The organism is Actinocorallia libanotica (genome assembly GCF_039525175.1).
In the GTDB taxonomy this organism is placed as follows: Bacteria; Actinomycetota; Actinomycetes; order Streptosporangiales; family Streptosporangiaceae; genus Actinocorallia; species Actinocorallia libanotica.
In genome coordinates this window covers 1-18,448 of sequence record NZ_BAAAHH010000048.1, presented here as the reverse complement: position 1 = coordinate 18,448, position 18,448 = coordinate 1, and the positions used below count along the sequence as shown (strand labels likewise).

The following is an 18,448-nucleotide window of genomic DNA, read 5'->3' as shown; positions in this document are numbered from 1 at the left end:
CTCACTCCTTCAGGGGGAGGACCGCACGGACCCGGGTGCCGCCGCCGGGGACCGCCAGCAGGTCGAGCCGGCCGCCCACCTCCTCGGCCCGCTCCCGCATGCTGCCCAGCCCCACGCCGGCCCGGGGGCGGGCGGGGAGTCCGCGGCCATTGTCCTCCACGGTGAGGACGAACCGGCCGCCGCTGATCTCGGCCAGCAGCCGCAGGCTGCCCGCCGCGCTGTGCCGCACCCCGTTGCTGACGGCCTCGGCCGCGATCCGGTACGCGGCGACCTCGACGGCCGCGGGCAGGTCGGCGCACTCCGGCGCGACCAGGTGGGAGCAGACCGGCGTCTCGTAGCCGCTCACCAGCTCGCGCAGCGCGCCGGGCAGGCCCAGCTGGTCGAGGATGGGCGGACGGAGCCCCTGCACGACGGTCCGCAGGTCGCCGACGGCCGCCTTCACCCGGTCGCGCTGGCCGCGCAGCTGCTGCGACCACTCCTCGTGTCCGGCCCTGCCGAGCCTGCGCGCGAGCGCGTCGAGCTGGTGGGCGGTGCCGGCCAGCACCGGCCCGAGCCCGTCGTGCAGGTCGGCGCGCAGCCTGCGGCGCTCCTCCTCGCGGGCGGCGACGATCCGGGCGCGGGAGGCCGCCACGTCCTGGACGAGCCCCGCCGCGTAGGCGAGGGTCGCCGCGCGCCCGGCGACCTCGGCGACGGCCTCGCGCTCCTGGGGCAGCAGCCGCTCGCCCGGATGGCGCAGCCCCACGCGCAGGTCGCCGAGGTCGCGGCCGAGCGCCGGGCAGGGCACGGTGTGCAGGTCGGTGACGGGGCTGCCGGAGGAGACCTCCGCGGCGGGACCGGCGAACGCGACGTAGGGCACCTCCAGCTCCCGGCGCAGGGCGTCGACGAGCCGCTCCAGCGCCTCGACGGGCTCCCCGGCCGGGGCCACCTGCCGGCCGACCCGGGAGACCACCGCGTACGGGTCGCGGCGGTGCCCGAACAGCAGCGACTCCACCCACCGCTGCACCGCGCCGTGCCCGGCGGCGACGGTGACGGCGGCCGCGCCGACCAGCAGGTAGCCCAGGCTGCTGCCCATGGCCAGCCGGCCGAGCCAGATGACGGCCACCGCGTAGACGGCGAGCACGAACCCGCTGAGCAGCGTGTAGACCACCGACCTGCCCAGCAGCGCCTCGACGTCGAACAGCCGGTGGCGCAGCACGGCCACCACGATCGAGGCGGGCAGGGCGAACAGGCCGGCGCTCATCGCGATCTCCGGCAGGGGCGCCGTGCTGGAGTACAGGGCGGCGAAGCCCAGGCAGACGCCCATGACCAGGCCGCCGAGCATCAGCCACTGCAGCTGGTCGCGCTCCACGCCGGTGGCCCGCCTGCCCCGCCACACCAGGCAGGCGACGCCGCCGAGCGTGCCGAAGAACAGGGTGGCGTAGGACCCGGCCATCGTCACCGTGCCCAGCGGACCGGCCAGGCCCTCGACGCCGAGCGGGTTGACGACCCGGGGGGAGATGTCCGTGCCGCCGGGATGGAGCATCGCGGCCAGCGCCGCGCACCCGCCCGCGGCCGCGACGGCCCTGGCGAACAGGCCCCAGCGCCGGGACGGGGCCCTGCCGTCGGGGAAGAGGACCGGGAGCAGCGGCACGCACAGCCAGTAGACGGCGAAGCCCCAGGAGGCGACCCAGGCGCCGAAGGCGGCGCCGGGCAGCGGCCGGATCATCGCGTCGGCCGCCGCGTAGTGCGCGAGCAGCAGGTAGGGGCCGATGACGGAGGTGAGCAGCAGCAGCCAGGCGGCGCGGTTGCGCGGCTGGCGCACCGCCACGAGCGCCCCGACCGCGGGCCAGACGGTGCCCAGGACCAGGTCGGCCGAGTACAGCGGGATGATCTCGGCGCGGGCGGCGACCCAGTGGTGCAGGGGGATGACGGCGGCGCAGGAGAGGACGCCCGCGGCCGCGACGGCGCAGGCGGCGCGGACGAGCGCGCGGTCGCCGAGGACCGGTTTCATACCGGCAATCGTGCATTAACCGGCAAAGGGTGTCAGCCATCCCGAAAGGGCTTCCCGGCGGATCGGTGCGGGTGTCCCTGTCACCCGGGACGGCTCCCGCCGGACCGTGCACCCCATGACAGAGCCCTACGCAGCACCAGGCATCCCCGTCCCCCCGCAGCCGGCACGGCCCGCCGGAGGCCGGGCCCGCTGGCCCCTCCTCGGCGTCGCGGCCGGCGTCCTCGGCATCGCCGCCACCCTGGTCTCCGACGTCCACCCCCTGGTCGAGCAGGGCCAGGGCTACACCAGCGAGTACCTCGACGACGTGCCCCGGATGATGGCGCACATCAGCATCGTCACGGGCTTCGCCGCGGTCGCCCTCCTGCTCGTCCTCGCCGCGGCCTGGCGCCGCCGCGTCGAGCCCCGGCTGCCCGGCAGCACCGCCGCCCACGTCGTCCCCCACGCGCTGACCGCCTCGGCCGGCGCGCTGACCCTCGGCTACGCCTGGAAGGGCTCCCTCGCCCTCTACCTGCCCGGCGGCGTGGAGGCGGGCGGCTTCGACGCGGCCGGCCTGTACACGATGTTCGTCCTCAACGACTTCGGCAGCTTCATCGGCTGGCTCGGCGTCGTCGTCGCCGCGGGCGCCATCGCGTGGATGGGGCTGCGCGAGCGCACGGTCTCCCGGTGGATCGGCGCGATCAGCCTGCTGCCCGTCGTGGTCGTCGCCGGGGCGGTCTGCGCCACCGGCCTGCCCGGCTTCCAGGGCGTCATCGGCCCGGTCTGGCTGACCGTCGCCTCCCTCGGACTGGCCTTCGGGCGCAGCACGATCGTCCGTGACTGACCCGCGGCGCCGTCGGGCCCCGCGTCCCCGCAGCGGGGGCGCGGGGTCACGGCGCCTGGAGCTCCAGGCCGTCGAGGATGCGGTCGGTGAGGTCGGGCTCCCCGGTCTGCTTGATGCGGACCCAGGCGGCGTAGGCGCCGCCGGAGTCCACCAGGCCCGCCTCGGTGATCATCGGGACGCCGCTCTTGCATCGGGTCCACAGGGTGATGGTGGCGGTCAGGCCGCCGACCTTCCGGGTGCGCGGCTCGCCCTTGGTGCAGGTGCCGGAGTGGTCGGCGGGCCGGGCGGGCGGGACGTCCGAGGCGGTGGTGAGCCCCACGAACAGGCCGGGGCCGGTGTCCTCGGCCTCGCGGAAGTTGTCCTTGTCCGGGGTGGCCCGCAGCACCGGCCGGGCGGCGGAGTCGTCCAGGCCCGCGTTGCTCGCCGGGTTCCAGGTCGGCTCCGCGCCGTCCAGCACCCACGACCGCGGCACCCTGGCCTTGATCTTCTGGCTCGCGTCGACGACCTGCGCCATCGCCGGCCCCGGCGGGGGAGAGGGCTCGGCCTCGCCGCCGCTCAGCCGGACGAGCACCACCGCCACCGCGCCGATCACCAGCACGCCGACCCCGACCACCGCCGGGATCAGCATCCGGTTCGCCCGGGACGGCCCCGGCCGCCGCGCCGGGGGCTGCGGCGGGGCCGAAGGCGCCCGGTACCCCTCGGCCGGCGGGGCGGGCGGGCCCGGCTGCTGCGCGGCGGGCTGCTGGAACGGGGTGTCGGAGCGCCGCCCCAGCAGCGAGTCGCGGTCCAGGTAGGTGGCCTCCGGGTCGGCGGGAGGGAACGGGATCGCCGTGGTCCGCTCCGGGTCGGGATCCGGCTCGGTGACGCGCGCGTAGGGCTCGTAGTTCTGCAGGTCGGGCGAGGTCTCCAGCAGGGAGGGCCGCGGCGGGGGCTCAGGACGGGCCACCGGGACCGGCTCCTCGCCGCGGCGCAGCGCCGCGATCGCCTCGGCGTAGGCGGCCGCGGTCGGCCAGCGGTTCTCCCGGTCGGACTCCAGCGCCTTGAGGATCACCGCGTCGACGGCCGGGGGCACCTCCGGGTTGTGCCCGCTGGGCGGCACCCGCACCGGGGCGGGGCCGGGCGCCCGCCCGGCCAGCAGGTGGTAGCTGAGCGCGCCGACGCCGTAGACGTCGGCCCGCACGTCCAGGCCGCCCCCGAACCTGGCCTGCTCGGGCGACATGTAGCCGGGGGTGCCCACCGGGAGGGTGAACGCGCCCGAGGCGTGGGCCAGCGCCTTGGCCAGGCCCAGGTCGGCGATGAGCAGCCGCTCGCCCTGCCCGTCCTTGGTGGTCTGGAACAGGATGTTGGACGGCTTGAGGTCGCGGTGGATGACGCCCAGCTCGTTGATCACCTCGACGCCCTGGGCGATGTCCTCGATCAGCTCCAGCGCGTGGGCGACCGGAAGTGGCCGGTCGCCGGACATGCGGTCGGCCAGCGACCCGCCGTCGGCGTAGGACATGGCGAAGTAGGGGCGGCCGTCCGGCAGCTCGCCGAACTCGTGCACCCGCACGAGCCGCTCGGAGTCGGCGCGGCGCAGGATCCTGGCCTCCTCCAGGAAGCGGTTGCGCACGTCCAGGTCGTCCAGCAGGGCGCCAGACAGTACCTTGATGGCGACCTGGTCGTTCAGGTCGTCGTCAAGACCCAGCCAGACGGAGGCGAAGGCCCCCTGTCCGAGGACCCGATCAATTCGATAACGGCCGACGGCCGAAGGCATGGACACCCCGATATCATGCCCAAAGACTGGTCATGATTGGGAGCGCGATCTGCGCGGGTCGGCGTTCCAAAGCGAGCAGAGGGCGGCATGGCGTTCAACGAGCGGACCGAAGAACTGGCGCTGCGCGCGGCCAAGGGCGATCAGGCGGCTCTGAACGAGCTGCTCGGCGCGATCCAGAACGACGTCCTGCGGCACACGGGCCGCTTCCTGCCCTGCCGGCAGGACGCGGAGGAGGCGTGCCAGGACGCGCTGCTCCAGGTGGCCCGCAACATCCACCGGTTCGAGGGGCGGTCCCGCTTCTCCACCTGGCTGCACGTGGTCGTGGCCAACTCGGCGCGTTCGACGTACCGCTCCCTCAAGCGCCGCTCGGTGGAGCAGGCGGGCGAGCTGCCCTCGCAGCGGCCCGACCCGCGGCGCACCAGCGTCATCGCCGGCTCCCGCGTCGACATCCTCGAGGCGATGGAGACGCTGGAGGCCCGCAAGCCCGACCTCATCCAGGCGCTGGTGCTGCGCGACGTCTCCCAACTGGAGTACAGCGAGATCGCCGAGCAGCTCAACCTGCCGCTGGGCACCGTGAAGTCCCGCATCCACGAGGCGCGCAAGCAGGTGCGGGCGACTCTCGGCGAGTCATACGGATGACGCGGAACAGGCGACCGCGGCGGACCGGGGATCGGCTGTCGCACCTCGGGGGTCCGGGGGCCGTCCCCCGGACGGGCGGGTCCGCCGCCGCTCAGCGCGGCATGCGCCAGCCGTAGCGGCCGATCAGCACGGCGGCGACGCGGGTGAACCGGTCGGCGTCCAGGACCGCGCCCTCGCGGCGCAGGTCCCGCTCGTCGAGCTCGAACACCCGGTCCAGGCACAGGTAGGAGTCGCGGTTCTCGCGGTCCCAGGAGCCGGGGCCCAGCGGGTGCCAGCCGCGCTGGCCCGCGCGGTCGCGGCTGGACAGCTGCATCGCCAGCAGGCGCCTGCCGTGCCGCCCCACCACGAGCAGGGGGCGGTCCTTGCCCTGGGAGGGGTCCTCCTCGAAGGGGACCCACGCCCAGACGATCTCGCCGGGGTCGGCCAGGCCGTCGAGCTCGGGGGAGTACTCCAAGCGCGCGGCGCTCTCGACGCCGTATACCTCACGAATAGCACCCATCGGCGGATGATATCCCCGAGCGGCGCGACCCGGCGGGAGCTCAGTCCAGGGCGTCCAGCTGCTCGGCGAACCACTTCCCGGGCGGGAGCGCGGTGGCGGCGGCGGCGAGCCGCTCGGTGCGCGAGCGGCGCTCCTCGGCCGACATCAGCAGCGCCCGGTTGAGGGTGCGGGCGGTCTGGGAGACGTCGTAGGGGTTGACGGTCAGGGCGTCCTCGGCGAGCTCGCCCGCCGCGCCCGCCTCGGTGGAGAGCACCAGCGCGCAGCCCTTCTCCGACAGGACGGGCCCCTCCTTGGCGACGAGGTTCATGCCGTCGCGGATCGGGTTGACCACCAGGACGTCCGCGAGCCGCAGGGCGGCCAGGGAGCGGGCGTAGTCGTCCTTCACCTGGAGCACGAGCGGCGTCCAGTCGGGCGTGCCGAACTCGTCGTTGATCTCCGCGGCGAGGCGCTCGACGGCGGCGGTGTAGTCGCGGTAGCGGGGGAGGTCGGTGCGGGAGGGGTAGGCGAAGGCCACGTGCACCACCCGTCCGTGCCATTCGGGGTGGTGCAGCAGCAGCTCCCAGTAGGCGGCCAGGCCGCGGACGATGTTCTTGGACAGCTCGGTGCGGTCGATGCGCAGGATCATCTGGCGGCCGCCGGTCTGCTCCAGCAGTGCGGCGCGGCGGTCGGCGACGTCGTCGCGGTCCGCGCGCTCGCGCAGTTCCAGGCCGTCCACGCCCAGGGAGTGCACGCCGACGCGGGTGACGCGCCCCTGGTGGCGGACGGTGCGGGCGAACCTGTCGACCTTGGCGCCCAGGACCGCCTCGCAGCAGTCCAGGAAGGACTCGGCCCACCGGTCGCACAGGAAGCCGGCGTGGTCGGCGCCGAGGATGCCCTCCAGCACGGCGGCGGCGATGTCGTCGGGCAGCAGGCGGAAGTACTCCGGCGGCGCCCACGGGGTGTGCGAGAAGTGGGCGATGCGCAGGTCGGGGCGGCGCTCGCGCAGCATCCGGGGGACCAGGGCCAGGTGGTAGTCCTGGACGGCGACCTTGGCGCCGCGCTCGGCGTCCTGGGCCAGGGCGTCGGCGAACGCCGAGTCGTACGCCTCGTACGACTGCCAGTCGCGCCGGAACGTGCTGTCGAAGTGCGGCTCGTTCGGGGTGTCGTAGAGCAGGTGGTGGACGAACCAGAGGGTGGAGTTGGCCACCGAGTTGTAGGCGCGCTGGAACGTCGTCTCGGGGATGTCCAGCATCCGGACGGCGCCCGTCTCGTGCCCGGCCCGGTCGAGCCGGCCGGACGGGTCCTGGCGGGCGGCGAGCCGGTCGGCCTCCGACAGCGCGGCGCACACCCAGACCAGGTCGGTCCCGGCGGCCACCGAGGCGAGCCCGGAGACCAGGCCCCCGCCGCCGCGGCGCATGGCCAGCGCGCCCTCTTCGGACAGGGAGAAGGACACCGGACCGCGGTTGCTGGCGACGAGTACCTGCATGGCCCGAGTCTCGCACGCCGGATCCCGGCCGCCGAGGGGAGGACCGTTCCCACCGGCCGGAGAGTGATCAAGCTAACAGCAGGGCACGTCCAAGGAGTGAGACCCCCTGTGCTCTTAAACGGACACCTGCGATAAAGTCGGCACACAACTTCATACAGCCCGTGAGTCTTCTTCACGGGCGCTCATCCAGAGGGGTGGAGGGACCGGCCCTGCGAAGCCCCGGCAACCCTCCCGGCTCGCCTTCGCGCCCATGCGAGGCTTCGGCCGGGACGAGGTGCCAACTCCGGCCTGTGACCAAAGTGGCGCAGGAAAGATGAGGGAGAGGCCTCGCACCCATGCCCGACCTGGGTAACGCCACCGCGCTGATCTGCCGCGAGTGCGGAAACACCGTCGAACTCGGCCCCTACTACGCCTGCTCGGAGTGTTTCGGGCCGCTGGAGGTCTCCTACGACCTCAGCGGCGTGACGCGCGAGTCCATCGAGGCGGGGCCGCGCAACATCTGGCGCTACAAGGACCTGCTGCCGGTTCCCTCGAACGTCGCGGAGATCCCCAACACCGAGCCCGGCTTCACCCGGCTGGTGAAGGCCGACCAGCTCGCCTCCGCGCTGGGGCTGCAGTCCCTGTGGGTCAAGGACGACAGCGGCAACCCCACCCACTCCTTCAAGGACCGCGTGGTCGGCGTCGCCCTGGCCGCCGCCCGCGAGCTGGGCTTCAAGGTGCTGGCCTGCCCCTCCACCGGCAACCTCGCCAACGCCGTCGCCGCCGCCGCGGCCCGCGCCGGCATCCGCAGCGCCGTGTTCGTGCCCTCCGACCTGGAGCAGCAGAAGATCATCACGACCGCCGTGTACGACGGCACGTTCGTGACGGTCGACGGCAACTACGACGACGTCAACCGGCTCGCCTCGGAGCTCGCGGGCGAGCAGGAGGACTGGGCGTTCGTGAACGTGAACGTCCGCCCGTACTACGCCGAGGGCTCCAAGACCCTGGGCTACGAGATCGCCGAGCAGCTCGGCTGGCGGCTGCCCGACCAGATCGTCGTCCCGATCGCGTCCGGCTCCCAGCTGACCAAGATCGACAAGGCGTTCCAGGAGCTGATCAAGCTCGGACTGGTCGAGGACAAGCCCTACAAGGTGTTCGGCGCCCAGGCCGAGGGGTGCAGCCCCGTCTCGGCCGCCTTCAAGGCGGGCCACGACGTGGTGCGGCCGGTCAAGCCCGACACCATCGCCAAGTCGCTGGCGATCGGCAACCCCGCCGACGGCCCCTACGTGCTGGACGCGGTGCGCCGGACGGGCGGCGCGGTCGAGGACGTCACCGACGCCGAGGTCGTCGAGGGCATCCGGCTGCTCGCCCGCACCGAGGGGATCTTCGCCGAGACCGCGGGCGGCGTGACCGTCGGCGTGCTGAAGAAGCTCGTCGAGAGCGGCGGGCTCGACCCGGCGCTGGAGACCGTCGTCATCAACTCGGGCGAAGGCCTGAAGACCCTGGACGCGGTGGCCCCGGTGGCCAAGCCGTCCGCCAACATCGCGCCCAACATCGAGGCGTTCCGCGCTACCGGATTGGTCTGAGCATGAGTGTTTCCGTTCGCATCCCCACCATCCTGCGCACCTACACGGGCGGCGAGTCCGAGGTGAAGGCCGAGGGCGGCACGCTGCGCGAGGTCATCGCGGACCTGGAGAAGAACCACACCGGCATCGCGGCCCGGGTGCTGGACGACGCCGGCAAGCTCCGCCGGTTCGTCAACGTCTACGTTGGCGACGAGGACGTGCGCTTCGCCGACGGCCTGGACACCGCGACGCCCGAGGGCGTCCAGGTCTCGATCATCCCGGCGGTCGCCGGAGGCTGACGGCCCCGTGGGAAAGCCCGTCCGAAAGGGCGGGCTTTTTCCGTTGCCGCACGCGGAGGCCATGGCCACACCCGGTCGTGACAATTCCCCGTTTCTTTTCACGCCGGTATCTTCCGGTGCCATCTCCATCACGGGTTGGTTTCCGGACTATCTCGGAAGGGGATCGGGGTTCCGAGGTGGACGCCCCGGTCGCTCCGCGGTCCAGGGGGGCCGCGGCTCCAGGCAGGGTTCGTGACATGGCTCAGGGCACCGTCAAGTGGTTCAACGCGGACAAGGGCTACGGCTTCATCGCGGTCGACGGGGGGAAGGACGTCTTCGTCCACCATTCGGCCATCCAGATGGACGGCTACCGCACGCTGGAGCAGGGGCAGCGGGTGGAGTTCGAGATCGGCCAGAGCGACAGGGGGCCGCAGGCCGACCTGGTCCGCGCCCTGTGACCCGCCGCTTCGAGGAGACCCGCAGGCCTGCGGGTCTCCTCGCCTCGTCCGGGATCCGCCGGACGCCGGGTCACCGTCCGGCGGAGGTGCGGCGCCAGCCGTCCCCGTAGCCGTCGCGGTCGTACCGGTCATAACCGTCGTCGTACCGGTCGTCGTCATCGTCGTACCGGCCCTGCCAGTCGTCCCGGCCCTGCCAGTCGTCGCCGTAGCGGCCCTGCCAGTCGTTCCAGTCCCACAGCTGGAACGGGCGGCTGTAGTGGGCGAAGGTGCGGTAGGTCGGCGGGACGTAGACGCGGTACCACTGGCCCCAGTGCCTCTTGCCGCTCAGCCGCTGGCCGCGCAGCCGGTCGGCGCGGCCCCAGAACCGGTCGCCGTGGAAGCGGAAGTTCACCTTGCCCCAGCGGTTGGTGCGCTTGCACCCGATGGTGTAGAAACCGCCGCTCCAGTCGGACCTCTGCTGGAGGCAGGCGCGGGCGTAGGGGAGCGGCGCGCGGCGCCCCCAGTCGGAGGTGCGGTAGACGAGGACGCGGGCGCCGCCGCTCCGGCCGTTCCAGGAGTAGGCGCGCACCTTGGTGCCGACCCGGAAGCGGTGCGCCTTCGTCTGTCGCCTCTCCTGCTGCCGTGCCTGCTCCTGCCGCGCGGCGGTCTCGGAGGCCTGCGCCGGAGTGCCAATGGCGGACGCCAGGCTCAGAGCCATCACGCCGGAGAGCGCCAGCCCCAGGGTCTTCTTCACTGTCCGTCCCCTTCTCATCGGACGAAGTAACCATTGCCCCCAGGAACTTCACCTCGCTACCCTTCGCGTAAAGTCAACTACAGATAGTAATTTCCCTAGCTCATTACCCCACTGTGTGACGAGTCCCCCCATAACCCCCAGGTGCTTCGCCGCGGGCGGCTCTTGCCTGCTCAGCACCGGTCCCGCTTGCACTCGACGGGGGAGAGTGCTAGACAATGGTTAGCACTCTCCCCGTGAGAGTGATAACTCTGCAGAACTTTCTGGGTCGGGACGACGAGGTCTCGCCGCCGCGGCACACATGGGGCCGCGGGAACGGCGCGGCCGTCCGTCGCGGGCGTCTGCCCGATCCGCCATGTTCCGTATCCACTCCATCCAAGGAGGATCTGGAGCCTATGGCTGCCAAGATGATCGCGTTCAACGAGGAGGCCCGGCGCGGTCTCGAGCGTGGCATGAACCAGCTGGCCGACGCCGTCAAGGTGACCCTCGGTCCCAAGGGCCGCAACGTCGTGCTCGAGAAGAAGTGGGGCGCCCCCACGATCACCAACGATGGCGTGTCCATCGCCAAGGAGATCGAGCTCGAGGACCCGTGGGAGAAGATCGGCGCCGAGCTGGTCAAGGAAGTCGCCAAGAAGACCGACGACGTCGCCGGTGACGGCACCACCACGGCCACCGTGCTGGCGCAGGCTCTGGTCCGCGAGGGCCTCCGCAACGTCGCCGCGGGCGCCAACCCGATGTCCCTGAAGAAGGGCATCGAGTCGGCCGTCGCCGCCGTCTCCGAGCAGCTCTCCCAGCTGTCCAAGGACGTGGAGACCAAGGAGCAGATCGCCTCCACCGCCTCCATCTCCGCCGCCGACACCGAGATCGGCGCCCTCATCGCCGAGGCCATGGACAAGGTCGGCAAGGAAGGCGTCATCACCGTCGAGGAGAGCAACGCCTTCGGCCTGGAGCTCGAGCTCACCGAGGGCATGCGCTTCGACAAGGGCTACATCTCGCCCTACTTCGTGACCGACCCCGAGCGCATGGAAGCGGTCCTGGAGGACCCCTACATCCTCATCGTCGGCGGCAAGGCCTCCTCCAACAAGGACCTTCTGCCGGTGCTCGAGCAGGTCATGCAGGCCGGCAAGCCGCTGCTGATCATCGCCGAGGACGTCGAGGGCGAGGCCCTGGCCACCCTGGTCGTCAACAAGATCCGCGGCATCTTCAAGTCCGTCGCCGTCAAGGCCCCGGGCTTCGGTGACCGCCGCAAGGCCATGCTCGGCGACATCGCCGTGCTGACCGGCGGCCAGGTCATCACCGAGGAGGTCGGCCTCAAGCTCGACTCCGTCACCCTGGAGCAGCTGGGCCGCGCCCGCAAGGTCGTCATCGCCAAGGACGAGACCACCATCGTCGAGGGTGCCGGCGACGCCGGTGAGATCCAGGGCCGGGTCAACCAGATCCGCACCGAGATCGACAACACCGACTCCGACTACGACCGCGAGAAGCTCCAGGAGCGCCTGGCCAAGCTCGCGGGCGGTGTCGCGGTCATCAAGGCCGGCGCCGCCACCGAGGTGGAGCTCAAGGAGCGCAAGCACCGCATCGAGGACGCCGTTCGCAACGCGAAGGCGGCCGTCGAAGAGGGCATCGTCCCCGGCGGTGGCGTCGCACTGCTGCAGGCCTCCGTCTCCGCGTTCGACAAGCTGGACCTGTCGGGCGACGAGGCCACCGGTGCCGCGATCGTCAAGAAGGCGCTCGAGGAGCCGATCAAGCAGATCGCCGTCAACGCCGGCCTCGAGGGCGGCGTCGTGGTGGAGAAGGTCCGCTCGCTCCCCGCGGGCCAGGGCCTGAACGCCGCCACCGGCGACTACGTCGACATGTTCGCCGAGGGCATCATCGACCCGGCGAAGGTCACCCGGTCCGCGCTGCAGAACGCCGCCTCCATCGCGGCCCTGTTCCTGACCACCGAGGCCGTCATCGCCGAGAAGCCGGAGAAGAACCCGGCTCCGGCGGGCATGCCCGACGCGGGCGGCATGGACTTCTGATCCACGCCTGACAGGCTTCACCGCTTCACCGCAAAGGGCGGTCTCCTCCGGGAGGCCGCCCTTTCGGCCTTTCTCCGGCGGGGTGTACCTGGATACACCCTTGCCGGGCACTCACCTCCAGCGTGCGGAGCCGTGCGGCACGGAATCGTCGATGCCATGCGAATGGACTCCCCGGACAAGCGAATCCTCACCGTTTTCCTGGTCACGGCTTTTCTCGGCGCGGGTGCGCTCGGGGCGGCCCAGGCCCTGACACCGCTCTCGCCCGACCTGCTCACGCTCAACCAGTTCGGGCCCGCGGTCGGGGTCGGCTCGGTCGCGCTGCTGTGGCCGGCCCGGGTGCGCGTCCTCCTGGCGGGCGCGGTGTCCGGTCGGGGTGCGGGGGCGGGGCGCGGCGGGCTCCTGCTGGCGGCCGCTCCGCTGATCGTCGTGTCGGCCGCCGCGGTGTGCGCGGCGCTGGGCGGGGAGGCGGCCGCCGCCCTGCCGTACTCCCCGTTCGCGCTGCTCGTCGTGGCGCAGTTCGCCGGGGCGTGCGGGGAGGAGATCGGCTGGCGCTGCCTGATGCAGCCGCTGCTCGGCGAGCGGTTCGGCACCCTGGCGGCCGCCGTCATGGTCGGTCTGGTCTGGGGCGCGTGGCACGTCCAGGTCTTCGCCGGACATCCCGCGTACGCCGCCGCGTTCGTCGTGATGGCCGTGGCGCTTTCGGTCGTGATGGCGGTGGCGCTGGACGGCATGGGGGCGCCCCGGCTGCTGTTTGCCGGTGGTTTCCACGCTCTGGTAAACCTCGGGATGGCGGTGGCGATGAACGAGGAGGCGGGCGAGGTGCTTCCGATGTCCGCGCTGGCGGTGGCGGCCACTTTCGCGGCGTTCCTGTGGATCGCGGGCCGCCGGGAGACGCGCACGGGCCGCGGAGCGCGTACGTCCGGTGCCGTGGCGGCGGGCGATGCCCGTTAGCCGTCCGGCTCCCGCGGCCCTCGCCGGATGCCTGCGGACGAGCCTGCACGCCATCGCGGCGGGATACGCCGGATCGGTCGTGACGCTCGTTCTCCTCCTCCTGCCCCTGGGCGTCGGGTTCCCGCTGCTGCCTCCCGCCGCGCGGTTTCTGCGCGCCCGCTCCGACGCCGCGCGGGCGCGGACGGCCCGCAGGACGGGGGAGACGCTCGCCGAACCGGATCCGCTGCCGGACGAGGAAGGCGCGGGCGTCCGGCGCCGTGCCCACCTGATCCTCACCGACCAGGGATTCTGGCGTGATCTGGAATGGGCGTGGCTGGAGCCCTGGGCGGGCGGCCTCCCCACCGGTCTCCCCCCGGCCCTCGTCGGCTACGGCGCGACGGGCGTGCTGCTGCAGCCGATCTTCTGGTGGTTCCTCGACCAGGACTCCTACGCGTACTTCCCCGTGCACAGCACCGCGATGACGGGGGTGACGGTACTGATCGGGCTCCTGCTCACGGCCGCGGGCGCGCTCACCGCGCCGGCCGCGCTGGCCCTGCACGAGCGGTGGAGCCGCGCCATGCTCGCCGCGCCGCGCAGCACCCGGCTCGAACGCCGGGTCGTGCGGCTGTCCGACACCCGGGCCCAGGCGCTGGACGCGCAGGACGCCGAGCTGCGGCGCATCGAACGCGACCTGCACGACGGCGCGCAGGCCCGGCTCGTCTCCCTGGGCATGACGCTCGACCGCGCCACCCGGCTGCTGGACAGCGACCCCGACCACGCCCGTGAGCTCCTGGCCGACGTCGGCCGCAGCTCCCAGCAGGCGCTGGCGGAACTGCGCGACCTCGTCCACGGCGTCCACCCGCCGGTGCTCGCCGACCGGGGGCTCGGCGACGCCGTCCGCTCCCTGGCGCTGGACAGCTTCCTGGACGTCCATGTCGAAGCCGACCTGCCGGGAAGGCTGCCTTCCCCGGTGGAGGCCGCCGCCTACTTCGGGGTGAGCGAGGCGCTGGCGAACGCCGTCAAGCACTCCGGCGCCCGCGAAGTGCGGATCACGCTGCGCCATGAGGCCGGCCTGCTGCGCGTCACCGTGACCGACGACGGCCGCGGCGGCGCCGACCCGGCCCGCGGCACGGGACTGGCCGGCGTCCGGCGCAGGCTGGACGGCTTCGACGGCACGCTCGCGGTGACGAGCCCGCCGGGCGGGCCGACGTGCGTGGTGCTGGAGGTCCCGTGCGCGTAGTCCTGGCCGAGGACCTCTTCCTCCTGCGCGACGGGCTGGCCCGCACCCTCCGGGACGAGGGGCACGAGGTCGTCGAGGTCGACAACGGCCCCGGACTGCTGCGGGCCCTGCTCGCCGAGGACGCCGAGGCGGCGGTCGTCGACGTCCGGCTGCCGCCGACCTTCACCGACGAGGGCCTCCAGGCCGCCCTGGAGGCGCGCCGCCGAAGGCCCGGCTTCCCCGTGCTCGTGCTCTCCCAGTACGTCGACTCGCTGTACGCCGGGGAACTGCTGGCCGGAGGCGAGGGCGGGGTGGGCTACCTCCTCAAGGACCGGGTCACGAACACCGAGCAGTTCCTCGGCGGCCTGCGCACGGTCGCGGCGGGCGGGACGGTGATGGACCCGCAGGTCATCGCCAGGATGCTCGCGCGCAACGAGGCGCGGGGGACCATCGGCGCCCTCACCCCGCGCGAACGCGACGTGCTGGGCCTGATGGCCGAGGGCAGGTCCAACGCGGCGGTCGCGGCGACCCTGCACATCAGCGAGAGCGCCGTCGCCAAGCACACCGCGAACATCTTCGACAAGCTGGGCATCGCGCCGTCCGCCGAGGACAACCGGCGGGTCCTGGCGGTCCTGGCCCATCTCAGGCGCTGACCCACCGCCCGTGCGGAATTAATTCCATTGCGGCGAGGCCGCCGTATGAGGCAGAGTTCGGGTCGTCGGCAGAACGAAAGTCTCGCGGAGAGGAGCAGCGAATGGAATGCACATCCCGGCGGCGCCGGCGAAGAAAGCCTTCCTTCGGAATGCGCCTCGCCGAAGGCGGGCACGTTCCGCACTGAACTTCCTCTTGGTGCGCAGGCAGCGGTTACTTCTTCGGTCCATCGGTCGCGGGTTCGAGTCCCGCCCGGCCCGCAAGGTCCGGTAGCTCAGACGGCAGAGCAATGGAAACGTACCGCCGCCGACCCTGATCTCAAGAGGAACCGCCCGGTGCGCAGAGGACGGCTACTTCCACTGTTAATGGAGAGGTTGCGGGTTCGAGTCCCGTCCGGTCCACGAGGGTCGGTAGCTCAAACGGATAGAGCGCTTAAAAACCGTCTTCGCCCTGATCTCGGGCTCCCCCCTTTTTTCCTTCCGGTGCGCAGGCCGGAGCTACTTCGGTTCGACTCCGCACGGCCCCGAATCTTTCCGGCAGGGGCGATTTCTTCGGCCACCCTGATCTCGGGAGAAACCCATGAGCAAGTTCAACCGCGCCGGCCGCTTCGCGACCAGCCCCGTCAGGGGGGTCCGGGGCGGCACCACGCACGAGGGCGGCCCCGGCCACGCCCGGGACGCCAAGAGCGAGCTGTTCGTCCTCGCGGTCGCCAACATGGTCGGCGAGCAGACCTTCTACGAGACCGCCGACGACCGCGACGCGCGCTTCCGCACCCTCGTCGGCGAGGTCGCGCTCACCGACCCCGCCTGGCTCACCCGCATGATCGGCTGGCTCCGCGGCGACGCGGGCATGCGCTCGGCGTCCGTGGTCGCGGCGGCCGAGGCCGTCATGTCGCGGCTGTGCGCGTCCCTCGACGGCGGCAACCGGCAGCTCATCGACGCCGCGCTGCGCCGGGCGGACGAGCCCGGCGAGCTGCTCGCCTACTGGACCGGCCGGTACGGCCGCGGCATCCCCAAGCCCGTCAAGCGCGGCATCGGCGACGCCGTGCGCCGCCTCTACGACGAGCGCTCCCTGGCCAAGTACGACTCCGGGACGTCCCGGTCCGCACCGCGGCGGAGCGAGGACCGGTCCTCGGGGACCTCCTCCAGAAGGTTCCGTTTCGGCGACGTGCTCGAACTGACCCACCCGAAGCCGGCCTCGGCCGTCCAGGGCGACCTGTTCAAGCACGCCATCGACCGGCGCCACGACCGCGACGAGGCGGTCCCCGCCTCGCTGAAGGTGCTGCGCGCCCGCGCCGAGCTGCTGGAGCTCCCGGTGGCCGAGCGCCGCGAGCTGTTCTCCCGCCCCGGCGCGGTGGAGCGGCTCAAGGCCGCGGGCATGACGTGGGAGTCCGTCGCGGGCTGGCTCCAGGGCCCGCTCGACGCGCCGGTCTGGGAGGCGCTGATCCCGTCCATGGGGTACTTCGCGCTGCTGCGCAACCTGCGCAACTTCGACCGGGCCGGTGTCTCGGACGAGGCGGCGGAGCGCGTCGCGGAGCGGCTGGTCTCCGGGGCGGCGGGCTCGCGCGTGCTGCCGATGCGCTACCTGTCGGCGTACCGCGCGGTGTCCTCCGACCGGTGGGCGCGGCCGCTGTCGCGGGCACTGGACGCCTCGCTGGCCCACGTGCCCTCCCTCGGCGGGCGGACCCTGATCCTGGTGGACCGTTCGGGCTCGATGTTCTTCACCCAGTCGGAGCGGTCGCAGCTGTCCTACGCCGACACCGCCGCCGTCTTCGGCACGGGCCTGGCGCTGCGCGCCGAGCGGGCCGACCTGGTGGAGTTCGGCAGCACGCACCGCCGGATCGAGGTGCGGCGCGGCGACTCGGTGCTGAAGACCGTCGAGAGGTTCGGCTCCCTCGGCGGCACCGAGACCGCGGCGGCGGTCCGCGCCCACTACCGGGGGCACGACCGCGTCGTGATCGTCACCGACGAGCAGGTCTGGGCCGGCCACAGGGGCGCCGACCCGACGGCGGGGGTCCCGGCGAAGGTCCCGGTCTACACCTGGAACCTCGTCGGCTACCGGCACGGCCACGGCCCGTCGGGCACCGCGAACCGCCACACCTTCGCGGGCCTGTCCGACCACGGCTTCGCCATGATCCCGCTCCTGGAGCGGGGCCGCGACGCCCCCTGGCCGTTCTGACCGGACCGGCCGGTCGACCCGGGCCCGGGCGAGCCCCCACTCGCCCGGGCCCACCCTCCCCACCCGACGGCATTCCCTGCGCAGAACGGCTCCGCCCCGCGTTCCCGGGACTCCGCCGATCCCGGATCCCCGCGGGCGGCTTCCCCGTTCAGATCGACAGCGGTGTGACCCGCAGCGCCCGGAAGTCGCAGCCGTCCTGGGGGCCGGGCTCCCAGCCGTGGAGCACGACCTCCGTGCCGGGAACCAGCGTGCGGTACCCGGGCATCTCGATGACGGCGAACATGACGAAGCAGCCGCCCGGCGTCTCGGGCGCGTCCACCACGCCCCATCCCTCTTCGCCGTGCCACTCGCGGACCCGGGCGATCACGGGCGACGGCCGGCGGGCGGGGCCGCTCTTTCGTTCGGGGGCGGATCTTCTCCGCTTGGGCATGGACGTCCTTTCGGCGGGGGCGGGGGTCAGCGGTCGAGAAGGCCGTGGGAGAGCGCCAGGTCGAGGGCGGCCGCGGAGGCGGGGGCCAGGAGCCCGCGGTCGGCGGGGGAGACGAGGAGGAGCTCGTCGATCTCGGCCGACGGGTGGAGCGGGCCCGTGTAGGGCGCGGTGAAGCAGACCATGCGGACGGACGTGTAGCGCGGCTGGTCGTGGGGTTCGGTGACGACGGTGCCGAGCGGGGTGAAGTCCTCCGGGGACAGGACCGGGCCGAGTTCCTCCGCCACCTCGCGGGCGACGGCCTCGGCGGGGGACTCGCCGGGCTCGGTCTTCCCGCCCGGGAGGTAGAGCAGGTCCCGGCCCCGCGCACGTACCGTGAGCAGGCGTTTCTCGCGGACGTGGATCCAGGCGACGACGTCGAGTTCCATGCGTTCATTCTCTCCGGGTGCGCCAGTTTGACGTTCCCCGCGTCCGGGCATAAGTTTCTCTTCGCCCCGCCGGGAGCGGGCCGCAACGAGGGAGACCGAGGGGCGGCCGGACGGAGGGGAACCCCAGAGCAACCCGATGAGGGCCTGGTTCGCCATGCCTGAAATGGGACGAACGGGACGGAGTTTGACACTCCGGACAGAGTCGCTAAGCTGGAAGGGTTGCACCGCAAAGGGAACGCAAGTGACCAGAGCGGGGCAGGGCGGGACGGAAGTTGACAAACTTCCCCGGCCTGGTAAGTTAGAAGGGTTGCTCCGGAGGAAGGCCGAAAGGCCGGACGAACGAGCGAGTCCGTTTCTTGAGAACTCAACAGCGTGCTAAAAGTCAGTGCCAAATAAAAGGCCAGGACTTGTTCCTGGT

The 18,448-nt window shown here is 72.5% G+C and carries 17 protein-coding genes and 1 riboswitch; of the genes, 10 read left to right on the top strand and 7 right to left on the bottom strand.

Going from position 1 to position 18,448, the window contains the following annotated elements:
• Position 1: 1 nt before the first annotated feature.
• Complete coding sequence (locus ABD140_RS35155) at positions 2-1,990, bottom strand: sensor histidine kinase (protein ID WP_344246436.1); 1,989 nt, start codon at positions 1,988-1,990, stop codon at positions 2-4.
• A gap of 115 nt (positions 1,991-2,105) precedes the next feature.
• Here ABD140_RS35155 and ABD140_RS35150 point away from each other — a divergent pair, with 115 nt between their 5' ends.
• A complete protein-coding gene (locus tag ABD140_RS35150) occupies positions 2,106-2,810 on the top strand; it encodes a hypothetical protein (RefSeq protein WP_344246434.1) in 705 nt (234 codons plus the stop codon).
• A 46-nt stretch (positions 2,811-2,856) separates the two neighbouring features.
• On the opposite strand, the gene ABD140_RS35145 is transcribed toward ABD140_RS35150, so the two are convergent.
• A complete protein-coding gene (locus ABD140_RS35145) occupies positions 2,857-4,563 on the bottom strand; it encodes a serine/threonine-protein kinase (RefSeq protein ID WP_344246490.1) in 1,707 nt (568 codons plus the stop codon).
• 87 nt (positions 4,564-4,650) lie between these two features.
• Between ABD140_RS35145 and ABD140_RS35140 the strand changes: the two genes are divergently transcribed.
• Positions 4,651-5,202 carry an RNA polymerase sigma factor gene (locus tag ABD140_RS35140; RefSeq protein WP_344246432.1) on the top strand — a complete coding sequence of 184 codons (552 nt, stop codon included), beginning with the start codon at positions 4,651-4,653 and terminating at the stop codon, positions 5,200-5,202.
• A 91-nt stretch (positions 5,203-5,293) separates the two neighbouring features.
• Here ABD140_RS35140 and ABD140_RS35135 read toward each other — a convergent pair whose 3' ends face one another.
• Both ABD140_RS35135 and ABD140_RS35130 read right to left on the bottom strand, forming a co-directional pair.
• Positions 5,294-5,701, bottom strand: coding sequence for a type II toxin-antitoxin system PemK/MazF family toxin (locus ABD140_RS35135; RefSeq protein ID WP_344246430.1), 408 nt, complete (start codon positions 5,699-5,701; stop codon positions 5,294-5,296).
• Positions 5,702-5,741: 40 nt separating this feature from the next.
• On the bottom strand, positions 5,742-7,166 hold the full coding sequence (locus ABD140_RS35130; protein ID WP_344246428.1) for an alpha,alpha-trehalose-phosphate synthase (UDP-forming): 1,425 nt from the start codon (positions 7,164-7,166) through the stop codon (positions 5,742-5,744).
• Between the two features lie 179 nt (positions 7,167-7,345).
• A riboswitch (SAM riboswitch) is annotated at positions 7,346-7,486 on the top strand.
• Between the two features lie 15 nt (positions 7,487-7,501).
• Here ABD140_RS35130 and thrC point away from each other — a divergent pair.
• The 3 genes from thrC to ABD140_RS35115 all read left to right on the top strand — a co-directional run bounded on the left by thrC (position 7,502) and on the right by ABD140_RS35115 (position 9,446).
• Complete coding sequence (gene thrC, locus ABD140_RS35125) at positions 7,502-8,731, top strand: threonine synthase (protein ID WP_344246426.1); 1,230 nt, start codon at positions 7,502-7,504, stop codon at positions 8,729-8,731.
• A 2-nt stretch (positions 8,732-8,733) separates the two neighbouring features.
• Positions 8,734-9,009, top strand: a complete 276-nt coding sequence (locus ABD140_RS35120) for a MoaD/ThiS family protein (protein WP_344246424.1) — start codon at positions 8,734-8,736, stop codon at positions 9,007-9,009.
• A gap of 236 nt (positions 9,010-9,245) precedes the next feature.
• Complete coding sequence (locus ABD140_RS35115; RefSeq protein ID WP_344246422.1) at positions 9,246-9,446, top strand: cold-shock protein; 201 nt, start codon at positions 9,246-9,248, stop codon at positions 9,444-9,446.
• Between the two features lie 70 nt (positions 9,447-9,516).
• Here the strand turns inward: ABD140_RS35115 and ABD140_RS35110 are convergent, their stop codons facing one another.
• The gene (locus ABD140_RS35110; protein WP_344246420.1) at positions 9,517-10,179 is read right to left on the bottom strand and encodes a hypothetical protein; all 663 of its coding nucleotides are present in this window, start codon (positions 10,177-10,179) and stop codon (positions 9,517-9,519) included.
• Positions 10,180-10,571: 392 nt separating this feature from the next.
• Between ABD140_RS35110 and groL the strand changes: the two genes are divergently transcribed.
• From groL to ABD140_RS35085, 5 genes are all read left to right on the top strand, one after another.
• Positions 10,572-12,197, top strand: a complete 1,626-nt coding sequence (gene groL, locus ABD140_RS35105) for a chaperonin GroEL (RefSeq protein ID WP_344246418.1) — start codon at positions 10,572-10,574, stop codon at positions 12,195-12,197.
• A 156-nt stretch (positions 12,198-12,353) separates the two neighbouring features.
• A complete protein-coding gene (locus ABD140_RS35100) occupies positions 12,354-13,148 on the top strand; it encodes a CPBP family intramembrane glutamic endopeptidase (protein ID WP_344246416.1) in 795 nt (264 codons plus the stop codon).
• The gene (locus ABD140_RS35095; RefSeq protein WP_344246414.1) at positions 13,138-14,367 is read left to right on the top strand and encodes a sensor histidine kinase; all 1,230 of its coding nucleotides are present in this window, start codon (positions 13,138-13,140) and stop codon (positions 14,365-14,367) included. The genes ABD140_RS35100 and ABD140_RS35095 overlap by 11 nt, the downstream gene beginning before the upstream one ends.
• Complete coding sequence (locus ABD140_RS35090) at positions 14,358-14,999, top strand: LuxR C-terminal-related transcriptional regulator (protein ID WP_344246412.1); 642 nt, start codon at positions 14,358-14,360, stop codon at positions 14,997-14,999. The genes ABD140_RS35095 and ABD140_RS35090 overlap by 10 nt, the downstream gene beginning before the upstream one ends.
• 577 nt (positions 15,000-15,576) lie before the next feature.
• Entirely contained in the window at positions 15,577-17,175 is a 1,599-nt protein-coding gene (locus ABD140_RS35085) for a TROVE domain-containing protein (RefSeq protein WP_344246410.1), read from the top strand.
• Positions 17,176-17,323: 148 nt separating this feature from the next.
• Here ABD140_RS35085 and ABD140_RS35080 read toward each other — a convergent pair whose 3' ends face one another.
• Positions 17,324-17,605 (bottom strand): hypothetical protein, encoded by a 282-nt coding sequence (locus ABD140_RS35080; protein ID WP_344246408.1) that lies wholly within the window; start codon positions 17,603-17,605, stop codon positions 17,324-17,326.
• Positions 17,606-17,631: 26 nt separating this feature from the next.
• Entirely contained in the window at positions 17,632-18,030 is a 399-nt protein-coding gene (locus tag ABD140_RS35075; RefSeq protein WP_344246406.1) for an NUDIX hydrolase, read from the bottom strand.
• Between the last annotated feature and the right edge of the window lie 418 nt (positions 18,031-18,448).